The sequence below is a fragment of the Massilia sp. 01N417 genome, from assembly GCF_056399645.1.
In genome coordinates this window covers 40,363-65,215 of record NZ_JBFTRS010000013.1, presented here as the reverse complement: position 1 = coordinate 65,215, position 24,853 = coordinate 40,363, and the positions used below count along the sequence as shown (strand labels likewise).

General features: G+C 62.2%; 25 protein-coding genes and 2 pseudogenes. 14 read left to right on the top strand and 13 right to left on the bottom strand.

Translation table 11 applies throughout. The features are described from left to right. The first annotated feature begins 41 nt into the window (after nt 1-41). Entirely contained in the window at nt 42-542 is a 501-nt protein-coding gene (locus AC1DOQ_RS15160) for a GNAT family N-acetyltransferase (RefSeq protein WP_477365582.1), read from the top strand. 50 nt (nt 543-592) lie between these two features. Here AC1DOQ_RS15160 and AC1DOQ_RS15155 read toward each other — a convergent pair whose 3' ends face one another. The 4 genes and pseudogenes from AC1DOQ_RS15155 to AC1DOQ_RS15140 form a co-directional block, all read right to left on the bottom strand. Beyond that, nucleotides 593-1,381 (bottom strand): LytR/AlgR family response regulator transcription factor, encoded by a 789-nt coding sequence (locus AC1DOQ_RS15155; RefSeq protein WP_477365579.1) that lies wholly within the window; start codon nt 1,379-1,381, stop codon nt 593-595. Continuing rightward, nucleotides 1,378-2,517: a sensor histidine kinase gene (locus AC1DOQ_RS15150; RefSeq protein WP_477365576.1), complete on the bottom strand. Its 1,140-nt coding sequence runs from the start codon at nt 2,515-2,517 to the stop codon at nt 1,378-1,380. Before AC1DOQ_RS15150 ends, AC1DOQ_RS15155 begins: the two co-directional genes overlap by 4 nt. A 333-nt stretch (nt 2,518-2,850) precedes the next feature. Beyond that, a complete protein-coding gene (locus AC1DOQ_RS15145) occupies nt 2,851-3,324 on the bottom strand; it encodes a LysR substrate-binding domain-containing protein (protein ID WP_477365573.1) in 474 nt (157 codons plus the stop codon). Between the two features lie 215 nt (nt 3,325-3,539). Next, nucleotides 3,540-3,650: pseudogene (locus AC1DOQ_RS15140) on the bottom strand (helix-turn-helix domain-containing protein); the annotation flags it as partial. A gap of 125 nt (nt 3,651-3,775) precedes the next feature. On the opposite strand from AC1DOQ_RS15140, the gene AC1DOQ_RS15135 reads away from it, so the two are divergent. The 4 genes from AC1DOQ_RS15135 to AC1DOQ_RS15120 all read left to right on the top strand — a co-directional run bounded on the left by AC1DOQ_RS15135 (nt 3,776) and on the right by AC1DOQ_RS15120 (nt 7,085). Then, nucleotides 3,776-4,759: a quinone oxidoreductase family protein gene (locus AC1DOQ_RS15135; RefSeq protein WP_477365570.1), complete on the top strand. Its 984-nt coding sequence runs from the start codon at nt 3,776-3,778 to the stop codon at nt 4,757-4,759. A gap of 392 nt (nt 4,760-5,151) precedes the next feature. Beyond that, nucleotides 5,152-5,679 (top strand): hypothetical protein, encoded by a 528-nt coding sequence (locus tag AC1DOQ_RS15130; protein WP_477365567.1) that lies wholly within the window; start codon nt 5,152-5,154, stop codon nt 5,677-5,679. 64 nt (nt 5,680-5,743) lie between these two features. Continuing rightward, nucleotides 5,744-6,037 (top strand): YciI family protein, encoded by a 294-nt coding sequence (locus AC1DOQ_RS15125; protein ID WP_477365564.1) that lies wholly within the window; start codon nt 5,744-5,746, stop codon nt 6,035-6,037. A gap of 40 nt (nt 6,038-6,077) precedes the next feature. Next, on the top strand, nt 6,078-7,085 hold the full coding sequence (locus AC1DOQ_RS15120) for an alpha/beta hydrolase-fold protein (RefSeq protein ID WP_477365561.1): 1,008 nt from the start codon (nt 6,078-6,080) through the stop codon (nt 7,083-7,085). A gap of 20 nt (nt 7,086-7,105) precedes the next feature. Here the strand turns inward: AC1DOQ_RS15120 and AC1DOQ_RS15115 are convergent, their stop codons facing one another. The 5 genes from AC1DOQ_RS15115 to AC1DOQ_RS15095 form a co-directional block, all read right to left on the bottom strand. Next, nucleotides 7,106-7,243: a hypothetical protein gene (locus tag AC1DOQ_RS15115; protein ID WP_477365558.1), complete on the bottom strand. Its 138-nt coding sequence runs from the start codon at nt 7,241-7,243 to the stop codon at nt 7,106-7,108. Next, nucleotides 7,224-7,727 carry a RidA family protein gene (locus AC1DOQ_RS15110; protein WP_477365555.1) on the bottom strand — a complete coding sequence of 168 codons (504 nt, stop codon included), beginning with the start codon at nt 7,725-7,727 and terminating at the stop codon, nt 7,224-7,226. The genes AC1DOQ_RS15115 and AC1DOQ_RS15110 overlap by 20 nt, the downstream gene beginning before the upstream one ends. Nucleotides 7,728-7,731: 4 nt before the next feature. Beyond that, nucleotides 7,732-9,291 (bottom strand): MBL fold metallo-hydrolase, encoded by a 1,560-nt coding sequence (locus AC1DOQ_RS15105; RefSeq protein WP_477365552.1) that lies wholly within the window; start codon nt 9,289-9,291, stop codon nt 7,732-7,734. A gap of 85 nt (nt 9,292-9,376) precedes the next feature. Then, nucleotides 9,377-9,784, bottom strand: a complete 408-nt coding sequence (locus tag AC1DOQ_RS15100) for a carboxymuconolactone decarboxylase family protein (protein WP_477365549.1) — start codon at nt 9,782-9,784, stop codon at nt 9,377-9,379. After that, nucleotides 9,781-10,191, bottom strand: coding sequence for a MerR family transcriptional regulator (locus tag AC1DOQ_RS15095; protein ID WP_477365546.1), 411 nt, complete (start codon nt 10,189-10,191; stop codon nt 9,781-9,783). The genes AC1DOQ_RS15100 and AC1DOQ_RS15095 overlap by 4 nt, the downstream gene beginning before the upstream one ends. 881 nt (nt 10,192-11,072) lie before the next feature. Between AC1DOQ_RS15095 and AC1DOQ_RS15090 the strand changes: the two genes are divergently transcribed. Next, nucleotides 11,073-11,471 (top strand): alpha/beta fold hydrolase, encoded by a 399-nt coding sequence (locus tag AC1DOQ_RS15090; protein WP_477365543.1) that lies wholly within the window; start codon nt 11,073-11,075, stop codon nt 11,469-11,471. A gap of 134 nt (nt 11,472-11,605) precedes the next feature. Here the strand turns inward: AC1DOQ_RS15090 and AC1DOQ_RS15085 are convergent, their stop codons facing one another. Continuing rightward, nucleotides 11,606-12,205, bottom strand: coding sequence for a TetR/AcrR family transcriptional regulator (locus tag AC1DOQ_RS15085; RefSeq protein WP_477365540.1), 600 nt, complete (start codon nt 12,203-12,205; stop codon nt 11,606-11,608). A gap of 101 nt (nt 12,206-12,306) precedes the next feature. On the opposite strand from AC1DOQ_RS15085, the gene AC1DOQ_RS15080 reads away from it, so the two are divergent. Together AC1DOQ_RS15080 and AC1DOQ_RS15075 are read left to right on the top strand one after the other, a co-directional pair. Continuing rightward, nucleotides 12,307-12,912, top strand: a complete 606-nt coding sequence (locus tag AC1DOQ_RS15080) for a LysE family translocator (RefSeq protein WP_477365832.1) — start codon at nt 12,307-12,309, stop codon at nt 12,910-12,912. A 55-nt stretch (nt 12,913-12,967) separates the two neighbouring features. After that, nucleotides 12,968-13,282, top strand: a pseudogene (locus AC1DOQ_RS15075) (Gfo/Idh/MocA family protein); the annotation flags it as partial. A gap of 693 nt (nt 13,283-13,975) precedes the next feature. Here AC1DOQ_RS15075 and AC1DOQ_RS15070 read toward each other — a convergent pair. From AC1DOQ_RS15070 to AC1DOQ_RS15060, 3 genes are all read right to left on the bottom strand, one after another. Next, the gene (locus AC1DOQ_RS15070) at nt 13,976-16,033 is read right to left on the bottom strand and encodes a S46 family peptidase (protein ID WP_477365537.1); all 2,058 of its coding nucleotides are present in this window, start codon (nt 16,031-16,033) and stop codon (nt 13,976-13,978) included. A gap of 168 nt (nt 16,034-16,201) precedes the next feature. Then, entirely contained in the window at nt 16,202-17,899 is a 1,698-nt protein-coding gene (locus AC1DOQ_RS15065) for a serine hydrolase (RefSeq protein WP_477365534.1), read from the bottom strand. A gap of 30 nt (nt 17,900-17,929) precedes the next feature. Next, nucleotides 17,930-19,012 carry a serine hydrolase domain-containing protein gene (locus tag AC1DOQ_RS15060; RefSeq protein ID WP_477365531.1) on the bottom strand — a complete coding sequence of 361 codons (1,083 nt, stop codon included), beginning with the start codon at nt 19,010-19,012 and terminating at the stop codon, nt 17,930-17,932. Between the two features lie 311 nt (nt 19,013-19,323). On the opposite strand from AC1DOQ_RS15060, the gene AC1DOQ_RS15055 reads away from it, so the two are divergent. The 6 genes from AC1DOQ_RS15055 to AC1DOQ_RS15030 all read left to right on the top strand — a co-directional run bounded on the left by AC1DOQ_RS15055 (nt 19,324) and on the right by AC1DOQ_RS15030 (nt 24,852). Next, nucleotides 19,324-19,644: an ArsR/SmtB family transcription factor gene (locus AC1DOQ_RS15055; RefSeq protein ID WP_442121593.1), complete on the top strand. Its 321-nt coding sequence runs from the start codon at nt 19,324-19,326 to the stop codon at nt 19,642-19,644. 10 nt (nt 19,645-19,654) lie between these two features. After that, the gene (locus AC1DOQ_RS15050) at nt 19,655-20,086 is read left to right on the top strand and encodes a YeeE/YedE family protein (RefSeq protein WP_477365527.1); all 432 of its coding nucleotides are present in this window, start codon (nt 19,655-19,657) and stop codon (nt 20,084-20,086) included. 13 nt (nt 20,087-20,099) lie between these two features. Beyond that, nucleotides 20,100-20,537: a YeeE/YedE family protein gene (locus tag AC1DOQ_RS15045; RefSeq protein ID WP_477365524.1), complete on the top strand. Its 438-nt coding sequence runs from the start codon at nt 20,100-20,102 to the stop codon at nt 20,535-20,537. A gap of 12 nt (nt 20,538-20,549) precedes the next feature. Beyond that, on the top strand, nt 20,550-21,350 hold the full coding sequence (locus AC1DOQ_RS15040) for a sulfite exporter TauE/SafE family protein (RefSeq protein ID WP_477365522.1): 801 nt from the start codon (nt 20,550-20,552) through the stop codon (nt 21,348-21,350). Nucleotides 21,351-21,377: 27 nt separating this feature from the next. Further along, on the top strand, nt 21,378-22,079 hold the full coding sequence (locus AC1DOQ_RS15035; protein WP_477365519.1) for an MBL fold metallo-hydrolase: 702 nt from the start codon (nt 21,378-21,380) through the stop codon (nt 22,077-22,079). A 208-nt stretch (nt 22,080-22,287) separates the two neighbouring features. Continuing rightward, complete coding sequence (locus tag AC1DOQ_RS15030) at nt 22,288-24,852, top strand: cation-translocating P-type ATPase (protein ID WP_477365516.1); 2,565 nt, start codon at nt 22,288-22,290, stop codon at nt 24,850-24,852. The last annotated feature ends 1 nt before the right edge of the window (nt 24,853 follow it).

Genomic DNA, 24,853 nt, shown 5'->3' with positions numbered 1-24,853 from the left:
GTGTCACGAACCAACAGAACAGCAACGCTGGACCCATAAATATGATCCCCACCCTGAAGACTGAACGCCTGCGTCTTGTACCACCCAGCCCGACGGCAGAAGATCTCTACCGTCGTTTCTATACTGACGCCGAGGCATCTACTTTCTACGGCGGCCCCCTTGGTGCGGGCGCTGCCTATACCCGGCTGGCGACTGACATCGGCTGCTGGTACTTGCAAGGTTTCGGCGTGTGGGTCGTGGAACGGCTAGGTGATGATGCCCAGCTCGGTGTATGCGGATTCTGGCAGGGCTTGGGATGGCCACGCGAGCTGACCTGGTGGTTGCTGCCCGACGCACGCGGGCAAGGTTTCGCGCAGGAGGCTTCGCGTGCCGCGATTGCCTATGCTTATCGGGAGTGTGGATGGCAAACGGTAGAAACATACATGACTGATGACAATGCCCCGGCTCGCGCACTGGCCCTGCGCCTGGGCGCATGCCAGATCGAGAGGCGGACATTCCCAGACGGGCAGCAACGAGATCTGTTCCGTTTCCCACGTCCCTAATACTTATCATCGACGATCAGCTTGCCGAGCTGTAGTCCCCGGCGCAGCGGTCACATCGCCCTGAACAGGTGCGCGTACATCATACTGACGCGCAACTGTTCAGGGCGGGTGTGCAGAGTCAGCATCAACCTGCCGAACTCGTCACGGATCGCGCTCGCGACGCAATCCATGTTCACGATCGTGCTCCGGTGGATCTGGCAGAACTGATCCGGGTTGAGCTGGGGCAGCAGGTCCTTCAGGCTTTGGCGGATCAACGACGAGCCCTCCTCCGTCACCACGTTGACGTACCTGTCCACGGCCTGGAAGTAGGCGACCTGCTCGACCGGGATCATGCGCACCAGGTTGCCGCACGCGGCGCGGATCTTGGTCAGCGGCTTCGACACGGACGCCGGCGCGGGGGGCGGCAGCGCGTGCATTTGCTGCGCCAGCTGCGCCAGGCCGTCCGCCGGGCTGGACAGGGCAAGGCGCTGGCGCAGGCGTTCGATGGTCTTGCCCAGCCGCGCTTCGTTGACGGGCTTGAGCACATAGTCCGCCGCCGCCTGCTCGAACGCGTTCACCGCGTAGTCGTCGTAGGCCGTCACGAACACCACCTGCGGGAACGGTCGGGCGCCATCCCAGCGTTCGGCCAGTTCCTCGGCCGCTTCCAGCCCGCTCTGGCCGGGCATCTTGATGTCGAGGAACAGGATGTCGGGCCGCAGCGCCAGCGCCTGCTCGACCGCGTCCACCCCGTCCGGGCTGATCGCGGCGATCTCCAGTTCCGGCCACAGTCGCCGCAGGCAATGGACAAGCTTGGCGGCGAGGAGTTCTTCGTCTTCGGCGATGAGTGCGCGTGGGTTCATGCAAGTGTCAGTGGCAAGGTGATGCGGGCGACGGCGCCGTGCGGGACCGCGGGTTCGAGCGCGAGCGTGGCGCGCTCGCCGTACAGGCCGCGCAGCCGTTCGCGCGTATTGGCAAGGCCGACACCGGAGCCGGCCCTGGCAGCAGGGCGGTGCAGGCCGAGCCCGGAATCGCGGACCGTGATTTCCAGCGCGTCGCCGTGCCGGTCCGCGCTCACGACGAGCTCGCCGCCGCCGATCTTCGGTTCGAGCCCGTGGGCGATCGCGTTCTCCACCAGCGGCTGCAGCAGCATCGGCGGCACGCAGGCGCCGGCCAGCGCGTCGGGCAGGTGCAGCGAAAAGCGCAGCCGCCTTCCCATGCGCACCGCCATCAGGCCGAGGTAGGCGTCCAGCAGGTCGAATTCCTGTGCCAGCGTGGTCGCCTCGGCGCGCGACGAAATCAAGGTGGCGCGCAGGTAGCGGATCAACTGGTCGAGCATGTGGCAGGCGCGCTCGGCGTCCAGCGTGATCAGGCTCTCCAGGTTGGCCAGGGTGTTGAACAGCATGTGGGGCTCGATCTGGGCCTGCAATAGTTGTAGCTGGGCCTGCATGGCCTGGCGAGCGACGGCCTCGGCGCGCACCCGTTCGCGCGCGGCGGCGGCTTCGATGCGCGCGGTGCGTTCCTGGCGCGAGAATAGGTAAATGCCGCAAATGGTGGTGTATCCCGTGATCAGCACGTCGCGCATGATAACGTCAGCGCCGGGCATCGTCGAACCGAGGATGTGGTACGCCAGCGCCACACCGGCATAGGTGGAAATTGGCGTGGCTACCACGACGACGGCCAGGAGAATGAGCCATTGTTTCGCGCCCCAGTCCGGCTCGCGCAACAAGGCCAGACGTACGGCATCCACGACGAGGTAGGCGAGCAGCCCGATGCACAGCGCAAGGACCAGGTGCACGAACAGGGACTCGAACAGGGACTCCAGCCCATCGCCTTCGATGATCGTGATGAACACGCCGAGCATCAGGCACAGGACGGTGGCATATCGCATGTCCTTGACGAGCCGCCCGAACGGGAAGCCGTGGGCGGGGTCCGCGATCGGGGCCGGCTGGATGGCAGGCTGCATGGTTGTGGATTCGAAATGGATGATGCGGAGCATTGTGCCGAGTTGGCGGGCCCCGCACAACCGGTCTGCGGCGAAACGATGGCTGGAGGGAGCGAAACGCTCCTTTAATAGCATAAAACCGTTAGGGCTTAAGTATCTCTAACAATTACCGATCGACGTACCACCAGTAGATGAGCGAGCAGACCAGCAAGAGAAACGCCTGAAGCAACAACTGCTTTACGGAAGCGATCCGCTTCAGATGAAAGCGGGCGACTACAACAATCCGCAGGCGGTGGGCGAACTGGTGCAGGTGCCCACCGCGACGCCATTCAGCGAACTGCGCAAGGTGAAGCGCAGCGAAGGCTGAGCGCCGGGGTCACCGGGCAGCTATTCGGGCGAAACAAAGCAGGAAGCCGTCGCGGCGTCAGCATGCTCATCGGCGACTCTTCTTGCGCATGAGGCGCAACAAGGCCAGCGCTCGGCCAGTATGTCTGCGTCCTCTTCGATGAGTTGCGTAACAAGCTCTGCAACCGCCTTCACGCGCGCCGAGCGTCGAACATCTGGATGAATCGCCAGCCAGATGGGCCGGCGGATCGGGCACGGGTATTCATCGAATTGCACCACCGCGCTGTCGCCGCGCGCCAGGAAGTGCGGCAGCGCTGCCAGCCCGAGCCCGCTGCGGCAGGCCTGCAACATCGTCGCCAGGTCGTTGGTGCGCAGGTTGAATGGCCGCTTGCCGGCCAGCTGCTCGATCCACTGCTGCTGTGGCGTCTCGCGCAGCAGTTCATCGTAGCCGACAAATTCCCAGTGGGCCACCGGCTTGTCCTTCCACGCAGGCGCACCGTACAGAGCATATCCCATCTGTCCAAGCGGCCTGGCTGCCAAGCCAGGAAAGCGCTGGCGAAAACCGGTGGGGCGGACACGCGCACCGTGCCGCGAAAGGCGCCGTAGCCGTCACCCACACGACTAAATGCCATCGCTTCTTCTTCGATGCGGCGCGCGTGATCGAGCAGGCCCTCGCCCTCGGCGGTCAGGACCCAGCTCTTGGGCAGGCGATCGAACAGACGCAAGCCGAGTGTGGTCTCCAGTGCAGTCACCCGCCGCGCCACCGTCGAATGCTCCACACCCAGCACGCGAGCGGTCGTGGTCAATTTCCCCTGGCGTGCGAGCTCCAGGAAGTAGCGCACGTCGTCCCAGCTGAGCTGGGCTTTTACGGATGAATTTTGCACGGTAACTGTTCAATTTTTCCTATTTCAGATCATTTTTGCACGACGTACGATAGCGGGCAATGATTAGTCAACAGGAGCACAGCATGAACGAACTTGTGCAGCACATCCGCATCCACGCCTACGGCGACCGCACGCAGCTAAAGCCCGAGATGATCGCGTTGCCGCCACCCGGGCCCGGCGAGATCCGCATCCGCCAGGTGGCAATCGGCGTTAACTTCGTGGACGTCTACCATCGCACCGGGCTGTATCGTCTGCCCGCACTCCCGTCGACACTGGGGGCCGAGGGTGCGGGTTTCGTCGAGGCCGTCGGGCCCGGGGTGACCGGACTGAAGGAAGGGCAGCGTATTGCGTATGCGGGCGCGCCGGTGGGCAGTTACGCGGTCGTGCGTAACCTGCCAGCCGAGCGCGCGGTGTGCCTCCCCGATGCGGTCTCCTTCGACACGGCAGCAGGTGCCCTGCTGCGCGGGATCACGGCGCACATGCTATTTACGTACGTGCGACCGCTGCGCGCTGGCGACACGATTCTGGTACATGCGGCGGCCGGCGGACTTGGTCTGGTGCTGGTGCAGTGGGCGAAGGCAATGGGCGCCCGCGTTGTCGGAACGGTGGGGAGCAACGACAAGGCGGAACTGGCGTGCGCGCATGGCCTGGACGAGGCCTTGCTGTACCGGCAGCAGGACTTCGTGGCTGCTGCACGCGTGTTTGGCGGTGGCGATGGCGTGGATTTCGCGATCGACGGCATCGGCGGCGAAACCCTCATAAAGACCTTGGATGCGGTGAGACCGTACGGCATGGTGGCGAGCATCGGTCAGGTCGCCGGCGACATCGGTCGAATCGATCCGAACGATATCGGCCCCTATCGGTCGATCGCATTCTCCCGACCGGGCGTATTCCGTTTCATGAGCGATATCGGCCGCTACCGGGAGGGCGCGCAAGAAACGCTGCAGCGGCTCGAGCAAGGGCTGCAGGTGAAAATCGGACATGAGCTGCCGCTATCACAGGCGGCCGAGGCCCACCGTCTTATCGAGTCGGGCCAGACAATGGGCTCGGTGCTGCTGAGGCCCTAGCGCCGAAATGGAACGGACGCAAACGGGGCTCGCAACCTGCATCAGCGGCCTTGCAGGCTATTTCAAAGCCGATTTATTAAAGCGAATCCATACTGGAGCACCGATGAATTCGTTTTGAAATTTGGCGGCACTCCAGGAACCGTTACATCCCTGGGCAGTGTCGCCACGTAGCCAGCAATTCCTTGGCGCGTTACCAGGATTTTAAAAAACTCCCATATGCGGCGTAAAGCCGTTAATAAATTTCACGACTCTCAAAGCTATCCCCTGCAGAGTCCGATAATCGGTCGCGCTAGACGAAATGGGATGCAAATAGTATCCTAATTTCAATGTTGTTTTAGCAGTTGGAGCGCGAGCTCTGGTGGGCCTTTTTTCGTGTTTAATGGAGGAGATTCATGAGTAAAACTAATTCACGTCACCCCAGCATGGCACTGGGCGGCGTTTTCCTGTCCCTGTTTGGTGCAGTCTGGTTATTTATCGGCACCTATCGATATGCCGGCGCTAACTTGCCTGCTCTGTCCATCATTGCGGTCGTCAGCATATTGATTGCTACATGGGCAGTCATGACGTTTCGCGCCCGCCGCGCCGCATATACAGGTGCGAACAGCAGTGCGACCCGCAAAGGACTGATTATCGTGAACATTCTGCAGTGGGCAGCCATCAGTTTCATGGTGCTGCTGCTGAACTTGACGCATCACGTCGACTTGATCATGCCTTGCGCAATCTTCATTGTTGGCGCGCATTTCCTACCGCTGGCAAAGATCTTGCGCTACCGCGGCTATTATTTGACCGGGACAGGCTTGGTATTGGTGGCCCTGCTGTACATGCTGTTCAGAGGTGAAGACCAAAGTGTTGTGCTGGCTCTGCTGTCTACGGGCGCGATCCTGTGGACGAGTGCGATTGCTCTGTTATCCGCCGTGTAAGCGACGGTATTTCATGGCCGGCATATAACGGAACGCAGTTGAAAGCCTATTAAATAAAAACACCATGTTTATTGTTTCGCTCACCTATCGCAAACCCTTGGCGGATGTCGACCGCTTCATCGAGAAGCATCGCGACTTTTTAGCCCGGCATTACGCATCTGGCGTGTTTCTATTGTCAGGTCGAAAGGAGCCACGAACAGGCGGTGTGATCCTGGCAGACTGTCTTACCCGCGCCGATCTCGAGCGTATCCTGGGTGAAGACCCCTTCTGGAAACATGAGATCGCGCATTTTGAAATAACGGAATTTGTCCCATCGATGGCCGCGCCGCAATTTTCTGCTCTTTTGGGCACTTCGTAACCCTCCCAAATTCACACCCTATAAGCCGAAGCTGTTTAGCATGCATCGTTCCGAAAATTTTCCGCAAGGTGCCGTTCATTCCTTCACCATCGAAAGTGATGTCCTCAAGGATAATCCTTTGGGCGACCCCTGCACCCGGGAATTGTGCGTATACACGCCTGCGGGCTATTCAGGCGGGCACGCACCATTACTCGTCGACCTCCCTGGCTTTAACTCTTCCGGACTGGACCACGTTGCACGGAAGAGCATTGGAGAAAACGTTCCCGAACGCCTCGATAGGCTCATTGCTCAAGGTTTCATGGTGCCGAGTGTCGTGGTGTTTGCCGACTGCATGACGTCATTGGGCGGCAATCAGTACATTAATAGCAAGGGGACGGGCCGGTATGCCGACTATTTGATTGAGGAAGTCGTACCATTTGTTGAAGCGAGATTCGGTTGCGGCGGCCGGGGCAGACGCGGCGTATTCGGCAAGTCGTCGGGCGGATTCGGTGCACTTTGGCATGCCATGCATTATCCCGATTTCTGGTCGGCCGCATCCTGCAATTCAGGAGACATGGGCTTCGACATCGTTTATAAGTCCGGCATCTACGCTGCGCTGCGTGAACTCGAACGCTTTGATTACTCCGCCGAGCGATTCCTCGCCCATTTTCGCAGTGCAGACAAGGTGACACCACAGGAGCGATCGTGTCGGATGCACTTGGCGCTTGCCGCGACCTACGACCCGGATCCTGCGGCCTACGCCAATATCCGCCTGCCATGCGACCTCAGAACTGGCCAGTTCGATCCGGAACGTTGGGAAAACTGGCTGCGCCATGACCCATTAAGCACTCTGCAGACGCACGCGCAAGCCTTGAGGAGACTGAAGGCCTTGTGGATCGATTGCGGCGCACGCGATCAGTATTTCCTGAATTTCGGGGCACGGCAATTGTCAAGGGAGCTGACGCGCCTTGGAATCGACCATGTGCACGAAGAGTTCGACGATGAGCATCTTGACGTCGATTACCGGATGGACCGCTTCCTGCCTTTTCTCGTCAGTGCGCTAGCATAACCGGCCGGCTGTCCCTCGATTCAACCCTCGTTGCCCTTTGCCTCGCGGAGTTCGCTGAACGGCGCCGCGGGCATCCGGTAGAAGAAGAACAGCACGGCCGCCACCAGCAAGCGAGACGAGGACGGCTGCGGGACGGCGTCATCGTTCATGGTTTGCATGGGTTCTCCGGGATCGTCCCGGCGCCGGCACGGCCGCGACCGCCTCGATCTCGATCAGATATTCGGGACGGGCCAGTCCCGATACATAGATCCAGGTGCTCGGCGGTGGCGCGGTCTTGCCGAACATTTCTGCGCGCTTGGCGCCGATCGCCGCCATGTCGCCCGGTTTGGCAGCCGCGTAGAAGATCAGCTTGACGATGTGTTCCGGCCCGGCGCCTTCCGCCGCCAGGATCAGACGGATGTTCTCCAGCGCCTGCACTGCTTGTTCTTCCACTCCGGCGGCCAGGGTGCCGTCGGGACGATAGCCGACCTGACCCGCGAGGAACAGCATCCGCGTTCCCGCGGGTACCTCCGCCACGTGACTGTAGGGCGCAACCGGCCTGGCGACGTCCGGCGGGTTCATCTTGCGGATGTCCTGGCCGTGGGCGGAAACTGCCGCGAGCGACTGCAGCAGACAGCAGACGAGCTGGCGATGTGTTTTCATGCGTTCAGCCCTCGCTGCCCTTCACCTTGCGCAGTGCGCTGAACGGCGCCGCGGGCATGTGCATCATGAAGAAGCGGTCCACGTCCAGGCGTTCGCGCTCGGCCGCCTGCAGTAGTTCGCTGACCGCCTGCGGATTGTTGTAGCCATCCGCATCTTTCTGGAAGGGGTCGCTGCCGTACAGCAGCCGGTGGCCGGGGAGCCAAGCCATCATCTGGCGCTCGGCAGCAGCGCCGCGGATCGGGTACAGCTCGATGCGATTGGGGCCCGAGCCGAGCACCGTCCTGCCGGCTACGAGGCGCAGGTCTGCCTTCAGTGGGGTCTGCTGCAGCCTGTCTGGACGCTGGCTGTAGGAAGTGCCCAGCGTGCGCCTTACGATCGGCTCGGACAGGTCGAGGGCATAAACTGGAATGCCGCGCGCGACGTACTCGCGAATGCCGGCAAGGTGCGGCCAGGAGTCTGAGGTCGTCACCACGGCCTTGACCTGTTTACCGGGATAGCGCGCATCGAGCTCGGCCAGCACCTTGGCCGAATAGGCAGACGAGAACGGTGCCTCGATCACGACCAGACCGTCGCCCTGATCGACAATGGTGACGTTCCAGGTCGCTTCGATCAGCAGCACGCCAGGCACGATCTCCGTCTTCTTTGCGCCCAGCGGCACAGTGGCTGGATCGCGCGCAGGACGTTTCGGGTCGAAGCGCGTCGCCACTGCATCGGGGATCGTCACCAGGGCAGGGTCGTAGGGAAGATCCACTTTGAGCGAACGCAGCATCAATGTGCGGTCAGGCATGCCGTTGAGCTGGATATCCCACTGCATCGGGTAGCGCAGTCCACTCTTGTCGAGTCGCCAGAAGCCCCACGTCGTACGCTGCACGACGTCGCCGAGGTAAGCCGCGTAGCCAAGGCCCGCGTAGCCGGTGCGTGCGGACGGGCCAGCGTAGTCGAGCGCCGACGGCAGGTGCGTATAGTGGCTGAGGTAGAGACGCGCACGGGCACCGTCGAGCGTAAAGGCCACAACCTGATGCGGCACGCCGTGCAGCACAGTGTCGGGCTCCCGGTGCGTGTCCTGCGCGTCAAGGGCGGTGAGCAGCGCGCGTTCCGGGCTAAGGGCGAGCGCCTCGGCGGCAAGCTGCGTGTCCTGGCTGCTGCCCGGCATCTGGCGTTCGCCCCAGGCTTGCATCGCCATCCCGTTCGCCACCAGCGTCGTCAGTGTATAGCTGCCTGCAGGCGGGACCCGCACCTGCAGTTGGCGGCGCAGCGCGTGGCGCGCATGGTCGTGCAGTTCGGAGACGTCGTGAAATTCGACCAGATAGGGGCCTTCCGGACGCTCCGACTGCTCCAGCATGTTGCGGTAGCCCGCCGATTCGAAGGCAACCGTCCTCACTTCCCGCAGCAGCGTTTCGCCGCCCTGAGCCGCGAGGGCCTGCTTCAGTAGGGTGGTGGAAGCCTGGTCGGCGGCGAGAGCGGGAACGCTTGCGGCGACGCTGCAGGCAGCGAGCGCGATGGAAAATCGGTGCATCCTGGGCTTCCTTGTCATGTTGAGATGGTGCGCAGCATAGCCGATCATCAGTTTGTCCACAACTGAACAAATTCCCATATGTATTTGATTTTTAAGGCATTTATAACTATGGACTCGCAAATCCAGCCTCACATCAGCTATTTGCAGAATCACGTTCGGCAAAGACCTCTTTGGCCGCAAACAAACCGTTCAAGGCTGCCGGAAAGCCCGCGTAAACGGCCATCTGCATCATCATCTCTACTATCTCTTCCCGCGTGCAGCCGACGTTAAGCGCTCCGTGAATGTGCACTTTCAGCTGCGGTGCCGCGTTGCCCAGTGCGGTAAGCGCTGCAATAACACCAAATTCCCTGGTCTTCAAATCGAGTTGCGGGCGCGAATAGATATCACCGAACGGGAACTCGATCAGATACCTTGCAAAGTCTGGTGCAATGTCGGACAGCGATTCAATGACGCGCGTGCCCGCTTGCCCATCAATTTCTTGTAACTTCCCCCATCCGCGGGCGTAGCGATTTGAATTCTGGGAATCTTGCTGTTGGGTCATTTGGCAACCTCGATGGTCGAAGCCGATGCCTCGACGATCGTGTTCTCATAAATTCGAATCTTGTCGTCGAGCGCATTGGCACATGTCGAAAGCTCGTTCAGTTTGGCGGCCAGGCGCTCACGATGGAGCTTGAGCATCGCGAGCCGCTGTTCCAGCGTCTTTTCACCCTGCGCGCGGAAAGTCGCGTATTGCCTGATTTCGGCAAGCGGCATGCCCGTCATTTTGAGCCTCAGTACGAATTCAAGCCAAAGAACGTCTTCACTACGGAATCGGCGATGGCCGTTGCCCGCTCGTCCTATTGGCTTAAGAATTCCTTCCGCTTCGTAAAAACGCAGTGTGTAAGTTGACAGCCCGCTCAGTTGAGCAAGTTGGCCGATAGAAATGGCATTGCTGGTCACGATTCCCATGCTAAGACTTAGAGTTCACTTGAAGTCAAGGCGAATTTGCAAGACGAGTTAAGCACCATCGGACTAATGCGTTTCGCCTAGCGTTTATGAAGTTGGTGCACAGCCTAAAGGTGTTGATGACATGAGGCGTCTGCAGGAATTTGCTGAGCGCGAATGCGGAAGAGGCCGGGCCGCTTCAGACGCGTTCTTGTGGTGGCCGCATGAGGGCCAACGCACAGGCCAGCAGCACCAGATGGGCGGCGCAGGAATAGAACGGTGCCACTGTCGGCCGCGCAATGTCAGTTTGGGTGACCTAGCGCCAGGAGCCGCAGCCAGCCCGGCCGCGCGCCCAGATACCACGCGCGCATGCAGCTAAAGCCCAGTGTGTGTGAACCCCACCATGCAACGAATGGGAACAGTATCAGCAGGGTGTGGTTCCCTACGGCTTCGGGCAAGTGGTAGAAGAAAAACAGTAGTGTGGCCACTAGCAGCAGGCCGGGGTACGCCGGACGCGGGACGACCTTATCGGTCATAGTCTGCATGAGTTCTCCAGAGATCGAGTTTTTTCAGGTCATCAGGATTGGTTAACCACGTCTTCTGCCCGTGACAACATGGATTCCTGCGAATGCTAAATTCGCCGCTGAGCGGAAAATTCTTTCATTATAGCCACCATATGTTTCTCAAGCGCATCGACATATGATCGATTTTATTGCATATTTGAAACTCTTTTCTGATGTCATCTACGCTGAGGGCGCTTATGTCGGCAGAACCGGTCTCCCCATAACACAAAAACATATTCCAGGAGCTAGGATGAGCCCATCAGATTCCAAACGACGTCGCGTCATCGACGCAACAACACGCGCACTCTGCGCAGCACTGCTCGTATTGTCTCCGGTAGGCGCTTGGGCGGCGCCGTTCGTCTCCCCGGGATGTATGCCTCAGGACGAATCTGGTCGTCGACCGTTGCCGGAGTGACGGGATACCGCTATCACATTGTGCAGCTGTCGGGGTTTGGCAGCCAGCCTGCAGGAGCCAACAAGGAAGGTGAGGTCGTCGCACCAGTGGCCGAGGAAATCTCGCGCTATATCAGCGAAACCGGGCTGCAGAAACCCGCCGTGGTCGGCCATTCGCTGGGCGGCACCCTTGGGATGATGATCGCAGCGCGCCATCCCGACGCCGTTTCGCGTCTCATGGTGGTGGACATGGTGCCGTACCTGGGCCCCCTCTTCGCGGGTCCTGGTGCCTCGCCGGACGCAGTGAAGGCCGGTCTAGTCATAGCGGGGTCCCGGCCCCGGAAATAGAGTGAAGGCCAGGCTGCAGAATGCTGAAAACAAAAACGCCAACCTGCATGGGTTGGCGTTTTTGCTTGGATGTCTTGGTGGCTGAGGGTGGAATCGAACCACCGACACATGGATTTTCAAGGACAGTGTTGTAGCTAGACATTGCGGTAAATCCCTGGCGCACTCGGCGCGTACATGGCCGTGAGCTGGGCAAGCCGCGAAGCGAACTGTGCATCGTCGCGACGCACCAACCATTGTGCGCACAGCATGAACCACAGATAAGCATAGCCGTCGGCAAGGAACTCGACGTCGGCCTGCGGCGGCAGGTCGCCGCTCTCCCGCGCGCGCGTAAATAGCGAACAGAGTGACTTGCGCAGTGAAGGACCATCGTCGCGCGCCTCGCTGGAATCGGCGGTCTGCTGGATGTGGCTGAAGAATAGCTCCGCCTGCGCAGCATGGGCCTGTAGCCAGGTTTGGGTCTGCTGTGCGAAATGGCTGAGGGCAGCGTGCAGTTGGCCTGGTTCCGCCTGCACGGGCGCAACATTGATCAGCCCCGTCAGATAACTACGCGCACTGGCGGCGACCAGCGCGCCCTTGCTGCCGAAATGACTGTACACCGTGGCACGCACCACCCCGGAATCGCGCACGATGTCGTCCATGCTGACCCCCTCTACCCCGTGCTCCTCAAACAAGCGCGACGCCGCATCGAGGATCTGTTGACGAATCTTGGTGTTTTTGCCGGGAGGCCGGGCCATTGGCATTCCTTGTTGCGACATTGGGAAAGGACTTGCATTGTACAATTTAATTAAGTAGACTTGAGTCTAGTTAATTTCGTTTGAGGTAAAACATCGTGGACATGGCGCTGGCAATTTCTTTCTGGAGCATGAACTTCCTGTTAAGTATTACGCCTGGTCCGGCGGTTGCGAATGTGATGGGCGCAGCGTTGACATCAGGGTGGAGGCCAGCACAGGCCAGCATCGGCGGGATTCTTCTGGGTAACTGCATTTATATCTCGATGGCCTTGCTGGGCCTGGGTGCCGTTTTTGCGGCAGTTCCAGGCAGCCTGACGGTTCTGCGCTGGATGGGGGCCGCCTACATTGGCTGGCTTGGCGTTCAGTCGCTTCGTTCGTGGCGCCAAGCTAGACGTGAAGGAAATCTCGAGCCGGCGCCCCCGGCCTCTGCTACACGGCTGTTCACTGACGCGCTGATGCTGCAGTTGGCTAACCCGAAGTCGCTGCTGTTTTTTGGCGCAATGCTGCCTCAGTTTGTGCATGACGGCGGCTGGCCACCGATGGTACAGATGACGCTACTGGGAGCGATTGCGGTACTGCTCGAATACCCGGTGCTTTCTGCCTACGCTTGGCTTGCACGCCGCAAGCTGGGATCCGGGAGGCGCGGCGTCCTGCAGGTGGCAGCGGGATGTCTGTTATTGCTGTGTGCTCTGCGCATTGTGCTGGCCTGATCGTTTCTTGCGGCGCCGCCGTCGCTGGCGCCGTTCCATCACCAGGAGGATCTAAATGGAAGATATCCGGATTGGCGTCATTGGCGCGGGCATCATGGGTTTGCGCGTGCTGCAGGCATTGAGGGCGCACCCGGCATTTTCAGTGGTCGGTGTATACGATCCAGATGCCGGCGCTCAGGCGCGAGTGCGCGCGTTGGACCCGGCGTTGCCGGTTTTTGCCAGCGCTGCCGAGTTAAGCGTCCAGCCTGGATTGGGTGCTTTGTATGTGGCCTCACCGCCGGCTTGGCATTTGGAACACCTGCGACTGGCGCAGGATGCCGGGGTGGCTGTGCTATGTGAAAAGCCGCTCGCTGCGAATCTGGGCGATGTGGCGGCAATCGATCGGCTCGTCCTGCCCCGTTGCGCTGTAAATTTCCCATTCGCATGTGTGCCAGCCGTGCGCCAATTGCAGGCAATGGTGAGCAGCGGCGCCATGGGTGAGTTTTCGGGGGCGGACGTCATCTTGCGGTTCGCGCGCTGGCCACGCGCGTGGCAAAGTGGCGCCGCCGGCTGGCTGGGCATGCCGGACCAAGGAGGCTTCACGCGGGAGGTGTTATCGCATTTCCTGTTCTTGGCATTACGCTTGTTCGGTCCTCTTGAATTGTCCACTTACCGTCTCGACCGTGAGCCTGGAAAAACCGAAACGGCATTGAAGGCGCAACTGCGGCATGCCTGTGGGGTTTTGGTCATCGACGCCGCGGTCGACGGCACTCTGGAGGACAGCAATTGTTTCGAGTGGCGTGGAACCCGTGGCAAAGCGAGATTGCATGACTGGTATCGACTGGAAGCGACCGGAGTGCCGCCAATAGCGCCCGTCGACCCCACCCCTTACACATTGGACGCATTTGCCCGCGCGTTCAGGACGCAAGTCGACACAGGGCTGGCCACGGTGTCGGAAGCCCGGCAAGTTGCCGACCTCGTTGAGGGCTTGCTTGCCTGAGCTGGCCCTGCCTGTGGGTTGGCGCTAGCTTTGGCACTGGTACCAACAGGCGCCACCCAATTTCAGGGATCACTACAACTGTGGTCAGGGAGCGCCGATTTCCTTGACCAGACCATCCGCGTGATAGACGTGCTGCAAAGCATCGAGAATCATTCCCGCATCGATTCCCACAGTGCGGTTGACGCGTGAATCGTACCAGTACGCGCCGCCCAACGCGTGGATGTTGGTGTCAAACACCAATCCAATGATCTCACCGCTCCGGTTGAGCATCGGGCTGCCCGAATTACCTCCGGTAATGTCATTCGTCGTGACGAAATTCATCGGCCGTGTTTTTTCCAGGAGCGGCTTTGCTCTGTGCCATGACGCCGGCAACGCGAACGGTTCGGCACCGGTATCGCGTTCAAAAGCGCCGCCAACCGTGGTGAACGCAGCGACATGATGATCAGGTTCATCCCAGCCTTTTACTTGGCCGTAAGAAAGACGCAGCGTGAGGGTGGCATCCGGATACGTGCTCGTCCCTTGTTTGTCAAAGCGCGCGAGCGCGATCAGTTCCGCGTTTTTCTGTACGACCGATTCCACCTGCTCCTCGTACCGCGTGCGCAAGGCGCGCGCATCGTCGTCAATCGCGAGCGCCAGCCGGATGAAGGCATCATCCGTGTGCGCAATCGCGTCGCGCCCACCTGCCCACAAGGACTTGCGCACCGCCGGGTCGCCGAGACGGGTGTGTCCAATCAAGGCTGAGCTCAACTGGTCCGGAGACATTTTTCCAAGCACGCGCTTAACCAGCGGATGGTCGACACCGAGCGTCTCGCGCAGCTTCGTCAACGAGAGCGACAGCTTCACCTGCTCGAACGCAGGGTATACCGGCGAGTCGGAGAACAAGGCCGCCTCCATCGACGGAAGCCGCGCGTCATTGAATTCGGCCAGGCGCGCAGCGCTGGGCTTGTCGCGTTCCTGCGCGGCGCGCACAAGCATGCGGGCGAACCTGAAGTACATGCTGTCGAAGCCGTCACCACGTTCGACCAGCCGATAAGGCTTGGCGATCGTACGGTAAGTCGTTTGCGCGCTGGCGATTGCGCTCCACGGATCTCCGACCTTTGCCAGTAGTTCCGGCTTGGCCGCAACGTACTGGCGCAAAGCAGCCTCATCTTCCTGCTTGTTGCGCATCAGCTCAGGGTCACGCAAGGCGGCGATCTGCCCTGACAGGACCTTGTAACTATTCTCCACGAAAAACAGGTGCTCTTCCGTCGTGCGCTTCGCTTCGGCGCTTTCCTTGCTGTACTGTTCCAGGACACCGCGCGACTCAGCCACGCTCAGCAATTTGTCGGGCAAGATCACATCGCGCAGCGTTTCTAGCTGAGCAACGGTGAGCTGCCGCTGGGTCGAGCCCGGATGTCCGGCCACGAATACCGCGTCGCCTTCCTTGATGCCGGCTGGCGCGAACTTAAAATAGTCCTGGATCGCGGCCGGCGTGCCGTTCTCGTACACCCTCACGAGTGTCATGTCCAGGTCGTAGCGCGGAAAATTGAAGTTATCGGGATCACCGCCGAAAAATGCGATTGCCTTCTCCGGCGCCCATACGAGTCGCGTGTCGGTGAAACGATGATAACGGTAGAGGTGGTAGCGGCCGCCGTGATACAGGTCGACGACATCGCAGCGTGTCTTCGCCGTGTCGGTTCCAATGCAGGCGGAGACCAGCTGTGCCTTGATCGCGTTTTGCGCCTTCTGGAAGGCCTGCCCCTCCAGGCCGGTTGTCGCCCGCTTCACTTTGTCGCTGACGTCCGTGATCTGTTCAAGGCGGTCCAATTCGAGTCCCGGGCAACGCAGTTCCCGTTCGCGGTGCTGGGCGAGAAAGCCGTCCTGCAAATAATTCTGCTTCGCCGTCGAGAGCTGGTCGATGCACTGTGATACGCAGTGGTGATTGGTCATCATCAGACCGTCTTTGGAAACGAACGCTGCGGTGCAGTCATCTCCATACAGTGCCGTACTGCGCATGACATGCTGGACCCAGCCAGAGTCCGGTGCGAAACCGATCTCGCTGGCCATGCGGCTGGCTGGAAGATTATCAAGCGTCCACATCCCTTCGGCGGCCATCGCCATTCCAGGGATCGCAAGTAGAATAAAAAGCGGCCGGAACTGCATTATTGTCTCCTTTGGATGTGTTGCGTCCTTGCGTATCCGGCCAAGCGCGCCGGGTCGATGCTGCTTCGGTTACCGCAGTTCAGTTTGCGACGGCCGCTTTGTCGTCCGCAGACGTTGCTGGCGTCAGGAAGACGCCCGTCGCGCCCGTCATGTCGGCGCCCGTGCCGATCACCCCGCGACCTTGGTGAATTGCAGCTTGCGTACCCGCTCCTCGTTGACGGTGAAGCCCGAGCAGCCCGTAGCGGGCGTGCACTGGAAGCGGACCACCCCGAATGGCCACGGGCCGGCGAAGCTGTCAGGACCGATCGGGTCAAGCGTGACGGGGCCGCGCGAATAGTCCAGCGTCACCCGGCCATCCTGTGCCTTGACGGTATACAGCACGTGCAACTCGTCGCTGTAGAACTCGCCCTCATACGCCTTCAGCTCGCTGTCCGTCGGCTTTGTGCGCGCAATGCGCGTGGCGCGCGTGGCATGCACGTTGCGATGCCAGGTGCCACCGGCGACGATGCCGTCGGCGCCGGGAGGATCGAAACTGAAGCTCGCGTTGGCCGTCTTCATGAAGAACGCGTTCCCGCTCGCCGGATAGAACAAAGCCTTGTCATCACCGTTCAGCCAGCCGACCAGGCGGCCATTTTCCTTGGCGAAGGTGACCGTCGAGTCCGGACCCAGCGCGTAGGTGCCTGCCAGCGCATCCAGTTCGGACGGATCTTTCGGCACCTCGGCGCTGTCTTCATAGTCTGGCACTGGCGCCGGCAGCGGATCGAGCTGGCGGCCCAGCCAGATGTCGGCGATGCGCTGGCCCAGTCGCGTGGCGAGGACGTCCGCGCTGTTGCCGAGGATGACGATTGCCAGGTGCTGGTCGGGAAAGCGTGCGAGGTAGGTGCGAAAGCCCGCGTCCACGCCGTTGTGGTCGATTTTCCTGAGACCGCGGTACTTGCCCACCCAGACGCCATCACCGTAGCCGGTCTCCTTGCCATTGTTGAGCACGGCCGACTGCTGCATCTCGGCCAGAAGCTTCTTGCCGCCCACGCGCGCCGTGTCGAAGTTGTTGGCCCACAGGACCAGGTCGTCCGCAGTTGTGAAGAGGCTGGTGGGGCCGACTGTCGAATACGACAAGGCGAAGCCTTCGTAGCCGCCATCCGCGGCCGGCTGGTAGGACTGCGCGCGCCCCGGCACGAGCGTGCCGTACTGCTCGTGGAAGAAACTGTGCCTCATGCCGAGCGGCTCGAAGATGCGTTCCTTGGCAAACGCCGCCAGCGACTTGCCTGAGGCCCGCTGAACAACTTGGCTGAGCAGCGTGAAGCTGGTGTTGCAGTAGGAGAACTCGCTTCCGGGCGCAAAGTTCAGGGCGCGCTGGCGCTGCACCAATCGCATGATATCGCCGTCGGTGATCACATCGTCCATGCGCCATCCCGCCATCGCCAGCAGGCTCCATTCGTCGCGCAAGCCGCTCGTGTGGTTCATCAGGTGGCGGATCTTGATGACCTGACCAAAGTCGGGCAGTTCGGGCAGGTATTTGCGCACGTCGTCGTCGAGCGACAGCTTGCCGTCCTGATCCAGCAGCAGGACCGCGAATGCGGTGAACTGCTTGGACAGCGAGGCGACGTGGAAATCCGTCGTGGGAGTGATCGGCCGGCCCTGTTCGATGTCGGCCATGCCGAATGCGTGCCGGTAGACGACCTTGCCGTCCTTGACGACCTCCACGGCGGCACCCGGTACGCCGGGCTTGTTCCATTTTGCGAACAGCGCATCGACCTGCTGTTGCTTGCCTGGGGTCTGCAGCTTCGCATGCGCCGCTTCGCTGGACCAGCCGGGGACGTAGGCCAACAGCAGCGCCGAGAGCAGCGCGAGATGGCGTGATTTCATCGTGTGGTCTCCTGCGGATTTTCGGACGGCTTACAACGAGTCGTCGCCCAGCGCACTCTTCAAGGTGTCGAATGATGGCTTGAAGGCGTCACGCTGCGTGACCGCGAGCGCAAACGCGCGATGCCGGCTCGGCACGTAGACCGCAGCTGTCCCCCAGAAGCCGCTGTGGCCATAGGCCTTCAGGCCGTTGACGTCGTATTCGAAGATGCCGAGGCGGTAGGGACTGTCGGGCGGCAAGCCTTGCTTCGACAGCATCACGTCCAGCGTGCCGGGGCGCTTGAACACCTTGCCGTCGAACAGCGCGTACAGGAAACGTGCCATGTCCTCCGGCGTGGCGACCAGGCCGCCGCCGCCATACGTGTCCGCCGTCGGGTTCCAGTCGTAGGTGTCATGACCGTCCAGGATCAGGTGGACGCGCGGCCCGGCCTGCGGCGCCGGCGGCTCATCGGCTTCCCACCAGGTGGCGGAGAGGCCCAGCTTGTCGAAGTCCAGCGTCCGACGTACCGCCGTGGCCAGCGGCAGCCCGGTGAGGTGCTCGATGATGTTGCCGAGCAGGCAGTACCCACTGTCCGAATAAAAGAATTTCACGCCGGGCGCGGCCACCGGGTCGGTCCATTTTACCAACCACTCGAGCTGGCTCCGGCGCGTCCATGCGGCCGATGGCTGGGTCTCGATCTGCTGCAGGAATTCCCTGGTTTGTGCATGGTCGGCCATGCCCGAGGTATGCGACAGCAGATGGCGCACGGTGATGTGCGCGGTGTCGTAGCCGTCCTTCTCGAGCAGAGCGATATAGGCCGGGTCGACGTAGGTGCGGATGCTCTCGTCGAGCTTGATCTTGCCGTCTTCCCACAGGCGCAGGATGGTCGCGGCGGTGTAAGTCTTGGTATTGCTGGCGAGGCGGAACGATGTGTTCGGCTTGAGCGCGGGATCGCCACCAACGGCGGTCAGGGCCACCGGAGCGCCGGCCGGACCGGGCATGATTTCGGAAAGCGCGATGCCGGCTCCCGGCGCAGCGGCGACGAGTCTGGCATCCAGTGTGTCGAGCGGCGTGGCCAAGGCGGCGCCGGCGGCGCAAGCGGCGATCAGGAACGTGGTCAGTCTGGTGCGTGTCATTCTGTCTCCCATAATGATTGGCGGGCATCCCTCTGTGGTCGTTGGAAGCGCTACTCTAGGACAGGGACGCGGCACGGCACACGATCGTGCGACAGAACACGGATTCGGAAGCATGAGTTGCTCATGCCGGCACATGAATCGCTCCGGCATTGCTTGCCTGGGCTTGGGTCTTTCCATTCGCCGCTTGGTCCGACCAGCCGGGGGACGTGAGCCACCGTATCTCGCGCACGACCGGCAGACAATATATTTATTTATATCTTGTTAGGGCATATAATATCCTTTGGTTGAATGTTGTTTGAAGGAGGCGGCCCATGGCGCGCGATCAAAACAAGCTCGATTTACAGGAAATGCAGGCCGCCGCCGCGCGAGCATGCGCGCTGCTGAAAGCTCTCGGCAACCCCGACCGCCTGCTGCTGTTGTGCCAACTGACCCAAGGTGAATTCTGCGTCAGCGAACTCGAATCCATGCTTGGCATCCAGCAGCCGACGCTCTCGCAGCAACTCGGCGTGCTGCGAGAAGAAAAGCTGGTCGATACCCGGCGCGAAGGCAAGCAGATCTACTACAGCCTCGCCAGCAAGGAGGCGACCGCCGTGTTGCAGGTCCTTTATCAACAATTTTGTATCAATCCGTGAGCTGACGATCATGAGCATCGACTGGATTCACTTCACTCCCTGGAGGGCGCTGGCCGGCGGACTGGTAATCGGCCTGGCCGCTTCAGCCTTTGTGCTTCTCAACGGCAGGATCGCCGGTATCAGCGGCATCCTCGGCGGACTGCTGCGCCCAGCGCAAGGGGACGTCGCCTGGCGCCTTGCCTTCCTGGCTGGCCTGATCGGGGCACCGCTTGTCTACGCTCTGTTTGCGCCCCTGCCCCAGGCTCGCATCGAGGCCGGCGACGGAACGCTGATCGCGGCGGGCCTGCTGGTCGGAATCGGCACCCGCTACGGCGCCGGCTGCACCAGCGGTCACGGCGTGTGCGGCCTGTCGCGCCTGTCTGTGCGCTCGCTGATTGCGACGGCTTCATTCATGGTCGCCGGTTTCGTGACGGTGTTCGTGTTGCGGCATCTGATTGCTTGAGGAGGAATAGACCATGAACATCTTAAGTGCACTGGTCGCCGGTCTGGTCTTCGGGATCGGCCTGATTGTCTCGGGAATGACGAATCCCGCCAAGGTCCAGGGCTTTCTCGACCTGGCCGGCAACTGGGATCCTTCGCTGGCTTTCGTCATGGGCGGCGCCATTCTGGTCGGACTGGTCGCATTCCGCCTGGCCGGCAAGCGCGAGCGCTCGCTGCTTGGCGAGGCGATGCGCCTGCCAACCGCCACGGCGATCGACCGCCGCCTGGTCCTGGGTAGCCTCGCATTCGGTGCCGGCTGGGGCCTGGCCGGCTTCTGCCCGGGCCCGGCGCTGGCATCTCTCGCCACCGGTGGCACCAAGGCCATGCTGTTCAGCGGCGCCATGCTTGGCGGGATGCTGGTGTTCGAGATCCTGGAGCGTCGCCTCGCCACCGGCAGTGCGCACGCCGCCTGATCGGAGGCTGCCATGCTGACCTCGCTGATACTTGGGTTCGCGGTGGGTGTGATCCTGGCGCTCACCGGCGCCGGCGGCGGAATTCTCGCCGTGCCGATGCTGGTATTCGGCACCCAGATTGAAGTGGCGCAAGCCGGTCCGATCGGCCTGATGGCGGTCGGCATGGCGGCGGCGTTGGGCGCCATCCTCGGGTTGCGCGCCGGGGCGGTGCGTTATCGCGCGGCGCTCCTGATCGCCGTGACCGGCATGCTGTTGTCCCCAGCCGGTCTATGGCTGGCGCGCCGGATCGATAACCGCTGGCTCGGCGTGCTGTTCGCGCTGGTGCTGCTGTACGTCGCATATAACACCTTCCGAAAGTCATACTCCGCCAGGCACGCCATGGCGGATGCTCCGACGCGGCAACCGGTCTGCGTACGCGGCCCCGCTGACGGGCGCTTCGTCTGGACTCGCCCGTGTGCCCGTGCGCTCGCCCTCTCAGGATCGATCGCCGGACTGTTGTCCGGCCTGCTGGGCGTCGGCGGCGGCTTCGTGATGGTGCCTGCGCTGCAGCGCTACACCGACCTGCCAATGCAGCCTGCGGTGGCAACGTCGCTGGCCGTGATCGCCCTGATATCGACGGCCGGCGTGGCCACAAGCGCGGCCAGCGGCTCGCTGGCCTGGGGTATCGCCCTGCCCTTTTCAGCCGGAGCGCTGGCTGGCATGCTGGGTGGCCGCACGCTGTCGGCGCGGCTGGCCGGCCCCCACCTGCAACGCGCCTTTGCCGCCGTATCCGCCGCCGTCGCGATCGGCATGATCGCCAAGGCATTTCTGTAATCCTCAACGCTGTCCCGGGAGCTCACCATGCACCTCAATCCGATCCAGCTGTTCGACACCGAATCCTCGACCTTCACCTATATCCTTGCCGTCCCTGAAAGCACGGACGCGGTCATCATCGACCCCGTCGACCGCCACTGGGAGCGCGACCTGCGCCACCTCGAGCGGCTCGGCCTGAAGCTGGCCTGGGTGCTCGAAACCCACGCCCATGCCGACCACGTCACCTCAGCCGGCCGGCTGCGCCAACTGACCGGGGCGAAAGCCGCGGTGCCGGGCGGTTGCGGCATCGCGCCGGCCGAAACGCAGCTCAACGACGGCGATACCGTGCAGTTCGGCAGCGCCGAAACGATCGAGGTCCTGCATACCCCGGGTCACACGGCCGGCAGCATGAGCTACGTCTGGCGCGGCAACGTGTTTACCGGAGACACGCTGCTGATCGACGGCTGCGGCCGCACCGACTTCCAGAGCGGCAGCGCCGACGCCCTGTACGACAGCGTGACGCGCAAGCTGTTCGCCTTGCCCGACGATACCCGCATGTGGCCCGGACACGACTACAAAGGACAATCGGTATCGACGATCGGCTGGGAAAAACGCCACAATTCCCGCCTCGCAAACCGCAGCCGGGAAGAGTTCGCCAAGCTGATGGGCGAGCTGAAGCTCCCGAAACCGAGGCTGATCGACGTCGCCGTCCCGGCCAACCAGAACCTCGGGCTGCCCCACGGCGGCTAAGGCCCCACGCGGCGCGGCCCGGCGCCGCGATCGTACGCTGCCCGGCGGCGGAAAGTGATACTGTCGAATTACTTACCTGGAGGAGCAGACATGGCTACAACGCATGGATTGACCCTGGCCGTTGGCGCATATGTACTGAGCTGTTCCGCGCTGGCGAACGACCACGCCAGGGAAATCGAGGCGATTCACAGCCAACACGGCAAGTAGGATGGGCGCGCCGCCTGGCCAGGCATCGGGGCTTGCCGAGGACGAGGCCGCAAGCCGCTTGCGCGCGGAAGGTCCGAACGAACTCCCGGCATCGAAGCCGCGCAGCCTGCTGCGGCTGTTGCGCGACGTCGTCCTCGAGCCGATGTTCCTGTTGCTTGTCGCCTGCGGCGTCATCTACATGACGCTGGGCGACCTGCAGGAAGCATTGATGCTGCTCGGTTTCGTCGTTGTCGTGATAGGCATTACCTTCTTCCAGGAGCGCCGCACCGAGCGTTCGCTGGATGCCTTGCGCGACCTCTCCAGTCCGCGTGCGCTGGTCTTGCGAAGCGGCCAGGCGCGCCGGATTCCAGGCCGTGAAGTAGTGCGTGGCGACACTGTCTTGCTGGCCGAAGGCGACCGCGTGCCGGCGGACATGCGCCTGCTCGAATCGTCGAACCTGATGGTCGACGAGTCGATGTTGACCGGGGAATCGGCGCCGGTGACCAAGCATGCGGCGCCGGCACCAGGAGCCGCCGCCGCGCTGCCAGGCGAAGAGGCATCCGGCAGCGTATTCTCGGGAACGCTGGTGACGCAAGGCACGGCGCGCGGCGAGGTTGTCGCCACTGGCGAACATAGCGCCCTGGGAAAGATCGGCAAGTCGCTCGCCTTGCTGGGCGGAGAGAGCACGCCGATCCAGGCCGAAACCGGGCATATCGTCAAGTACGTGGCCCTGGCGGGCATGGGCATGGCGGCCCTCCTTGCGCTCGGTTACGGCATGCTGCGCGGCGACTGGCTGCACGCCCTGCTGGCGGGCCTGACACTGGCGATGGCCATCATTCCCGAGGAATTGCCGGTCGTCCTGACCTTGTTTCTCGGACTCGGTGCCTGGCGCCTGTCCCGGGAACAGGTGTTGGCGCGCAACGTCCCGGCGGTCGAGCTGCTCGGCGCCACGACCGTGCTCTGCGTCGACAAGACGGGGACGCTGACCACCAATCACATGATTGTCCGCAAACTGTGGTGTCAGGGCGCGGAATACACGGCCGGTGGGGCGTCAGTCGGCCCCTTCCCCGAAACCTTCCACAGGCTGCTGGAATACGCCGTCCTGGCAAGCCACCGGCGTGCCTTCGATCCGATGGAAACGGCCATCCTCGAAGCCGGCCAGGCACTGCTGGCCGATACCGAGCATCTGCATCGGGACTGGAAACTGGTCGACGACTACCCCTTGTCGCGCCGGATGCTGGCGATGTCCCGCGTGTGGCAATCGCCCGATTCGACCATGCGCATGATCGCGGCCAAGGGTGCCCCCGAAGCGATCGTCGACTTGTGCCACCTGGATGCGGGGCAAAGCGGGCTGATCGGCGGACAGGTGGCTCGCATGGCGGCCGGCGGCCTGCGCGTCATCGGCGTGGCAAGCGCGGTCTTTTCGGCGCAGGACCTGCCGGAGGACCAGCACGATTTCGATTTCCGCTTCCTCGGCCTGGTCGGACTGGAGGACCCGGTACGGCCGGACGTGCCGGGCGCCATCGCCGAGTGCCACGCGGCCGGCATCCGCGTCGTGATGATCACCGGAGACCACCCGGCCACCGCCCTGTCGATCGCCCACCAGTCCGGGCTGCCGGCGAACGGCAAGCTCATGACCGGCGCCGAACTGTCCTCGATGGACGACGAGACGCTCGGTGCGCGGCTGGCGCATACCGACATCTTCTGCCGCGTGCAGCCGGAACACAAGCTGAGGCTGGTGCGGGCCTTCAGGGCCAGCGGCGAAGTGGTCGCCATGACAGGCGACGGCGTCAACGACGCGCCGGCCCTGAAAGCCGCCCACATCGGCGTGGCGATGGGCGCGCGCGGAACCGACGTCGCGCGCGAAGCGGCCGGCCTGGTGCTGCTGAAAGACGATTTTTCTTCGCTGGTCATGGCGGTACGTTATGGCCGTCGCATTTTCGCCAATCTGCGCAAGGCCATCGTGTTCGTGGTCGCCGTCCATGTACCGATCGTCGGCCTGTCCATCCTGCCGGTCCTGCTCGGGTGGCCACTGGTGCTGATGCCCGCCCATATCCTCTTCCTGCAGCTGATCATCGACCCGAGCTGCTCGCTGGTGTTCGAGGCCGAGGAAGCCGAGCGGGACACCATGCGCGGCAAACCCCGCCGCCCGGATGCCCGGCTGTTCGATGCCACAATCCTGACGAGGGGCCTGCTGCAGGGTGGCGGTCTGCTGGTCTTGCTGTGCCTGGTCTTTGTGTGGAGCAGTCATGCAACGCAATCCGACGAGATGGCCCGTGCGATGACGTTCACGGCGCTGGTGCTGTCGAATATCGGCCTCATCTATGTAAATCGCAGCTGGGACGGGCCTGCATGGCAGTCGGACCGTGCGGCCAATCCCTACTTCAACTGGATGGCCTTGTTTGCCGTGCTGCTCCTGGCCCTGGTGCTGGCCATACCTGGCCTGGCGCGGCTCTTTTCATTCTCCTTGCCGCCGCTCTGGATGCTGTCGATCGCCGCCGGCAGCGCACTGCTCGGCACACTCTGGTTCGAAGCGATGAAGTCGCTGCTTCGCCATTGGCAAGGCCGTACGCTGCCGGTATCCTGAA

What these genes read in the sequence shown, in the direction of transcription:
- AC1DOQ_RS15160 (WP_477365582.1), top strand. Translation starts at nt 42, where the DNA reads ATGATCCCCACCCTGAAGACTGAACGCCTGCGTCTTGTACCACCCAGC.
- AC1DOQ_RS15155 (WP_477365579.1), bottom strand. Translation starts at nt 1,381, where the DNA reads ATGAACCCACGCGCACTCATCGCCGAAGACGAAGAACTCCTCGCCGCC.
- AC1DOQ_RS15150 (WP_477365576.1), bottom strand. Translation starts at nt 2,517, where the DNA reads ATGCTCCGCATCATCCATTTCGAATCCACAACCATGCAGCCTGCCATC.
- AC1DOQ_RS15145 (WP_477365573.1), bottom strand. Translation starts at nt 3,324, where the DNA reads ATGGGATATGCTCTGTACGGTGCGCCTGCGTGGAAGGACAAGCCGGTG.
- AC1DOQ_RS15135 (WP_477365570.1), top strand. Translation starts at nt 3,776, where the DNA reads ATGAACGAACTTGTGCAGCACATCCGCATCCACGCCTACGGCGACCGC.
- AC1DOQ_RS15130 (WP_477365567.1), top strand. Translation starts at nt 5,152, where the DNA reads ATGAGTAAAACTAATTCACGTCACCCCAGCATGGCACTGGGCGGCGTT.
- AC1DOQ_RS15125 (WP_477365564.1), top strand. Translation starts at nt 5,744, where the DNA reads ATGTTTATTGTTTCGCTCACCTATCGCAAACCCTTGGCGGATGTCGAC.
- AC1DOQ_RS15120 (WP_477365561.1), top strand. Translation starts at nt 6,078, where the DNA reads ATGCATCGTTCCGAAAATTTTCCGCAAGGTGCCGTTCATTCCTTCACC.
- AC1DOQ_RS15115 (WP_477365558.1), bottom strand. Translation starts at nt 7,243, where the DNA reads ATGCAAACCATGAACGATGACGCCGTCCCGCAGCCGTCCTCGTCTCGC.
- AC1DOQ_RS15110 (WP_477365555.1), bottom strand. Translation starts at nt 7,727, where the DNA reads ATGAAAACACATCGCCAGCTCGTCTGCTGTCTGCTGCAGTCGCTCGCG.
- AC1DOQ_RS15105 (WP_477365552.1), bottom strand. Translation starts at nt 9,291, where the DNA reads ATGATCGGCTATGCTGCGCACCATCTCAACATGACAAGGAAGCCCAGG.
- AC1DOQ_RS15100 (WP_477365549.1), bottom strand. Translation starts at nt 9,784, where the DNA reads ATGACCCAACAGCAAGATTCCCAGAATTCAAATCGCTACGCCCGCGGA.
- AC1DOQ_RS15095 (WP_477365546.1), bottom strand. Translation starts at nt 10,191, where the DNA reads ATGGGAATCGTGACCAGCAATGCCATTTCTATCGGCCAACTTGCTCAA.
- AC1DOQ_RS15085 (WP_477365540.1), bottom strand. Translation starts at nt 12,205, where the DNA reads ATGGCCCGGCCTCCCGGCAAAAACACCAAGATTCGTCAACAGATCCTC.
- AC1DOQ_RS15080 (WP_477365832.1), top strand. Translation starts at nt 12,307, where the DNA reads ATGGCGCTGGCAATTTCTTTCTGGAGCATGAACTTCCTGTTAAGTATT.
- AC1DOQ_RS15070 (WP_477365537.1), bottom strand. Translation starts at nt 16,033, where the DNA reads ATGCAGTTCCGGCCGCTTTTTATTCTACTTGCGATCCCTGGAATGGCG.
- AC1DOQ_RS15065 (WP_477365534.1), bottom strand. Translation starts at nt 17,899, where the DNA reads ATGAAATCACGCCATCTCGCGCTGCTCTCGGCGCTGCTGTTGGCCTAC.
- AC1DOQ_RS15060 (WP_477365531.1), bottom strand. Translation starts at nt 19,012, where the DNA reads ATGACACGCACCAGACTGACCACGTTCCTGATCGCCGCTTGCGCCGCC.
- AC1DOQ_RS15055 (WP_442121593.1), top strand. Translation starts at nt 19,324, where the DNA reads ATGGCGCGCGATCAAAACAAGCTCGATTTACAGGAAATGCAGGCCGCC.
- AC1DOQ_RS15050 (WP_477365527.1), top strand. Translation starts at nt 19,655, where the DNA reads ATGAGCATCGACTGGATTCACTTCACTCCCTGGAGGGCGCTGGCCGGC.
- AC1DOQ_RS15045 (WP_477365524.1), top strand. Translation starts at nt 20,100, where the DNA reads ATGAACATCTTAAGTGCACTGGTCGCCGGTCTGGTCTTCGGGATCGGC.
- AC1DOQ_RS15040 (WP_477365522.1), top strand. Translation starts at nt 20,550, where the DNA reads ATGCTGACCTCGCTGATACTTGGGTTCGCGGTGGGTGTGATCCTGGCG.
- AC1DOQ_RS15035 (WP_477365519.1), top strand. Translation starts at nt 21,378, where the DNA reads ATGCACCTCAATCCGATCCAGCTGTTCGACACCGAATCCTCGACCTTC.
- AC1DOQ_RS15030 (WP_477365516.1), top strand. Translation starts at nt 22,288, where the DNA reads ATGGGCGCGCCGCCTGGCCAGGCATCGGGGCTTGCCGAGGACGAGGCC.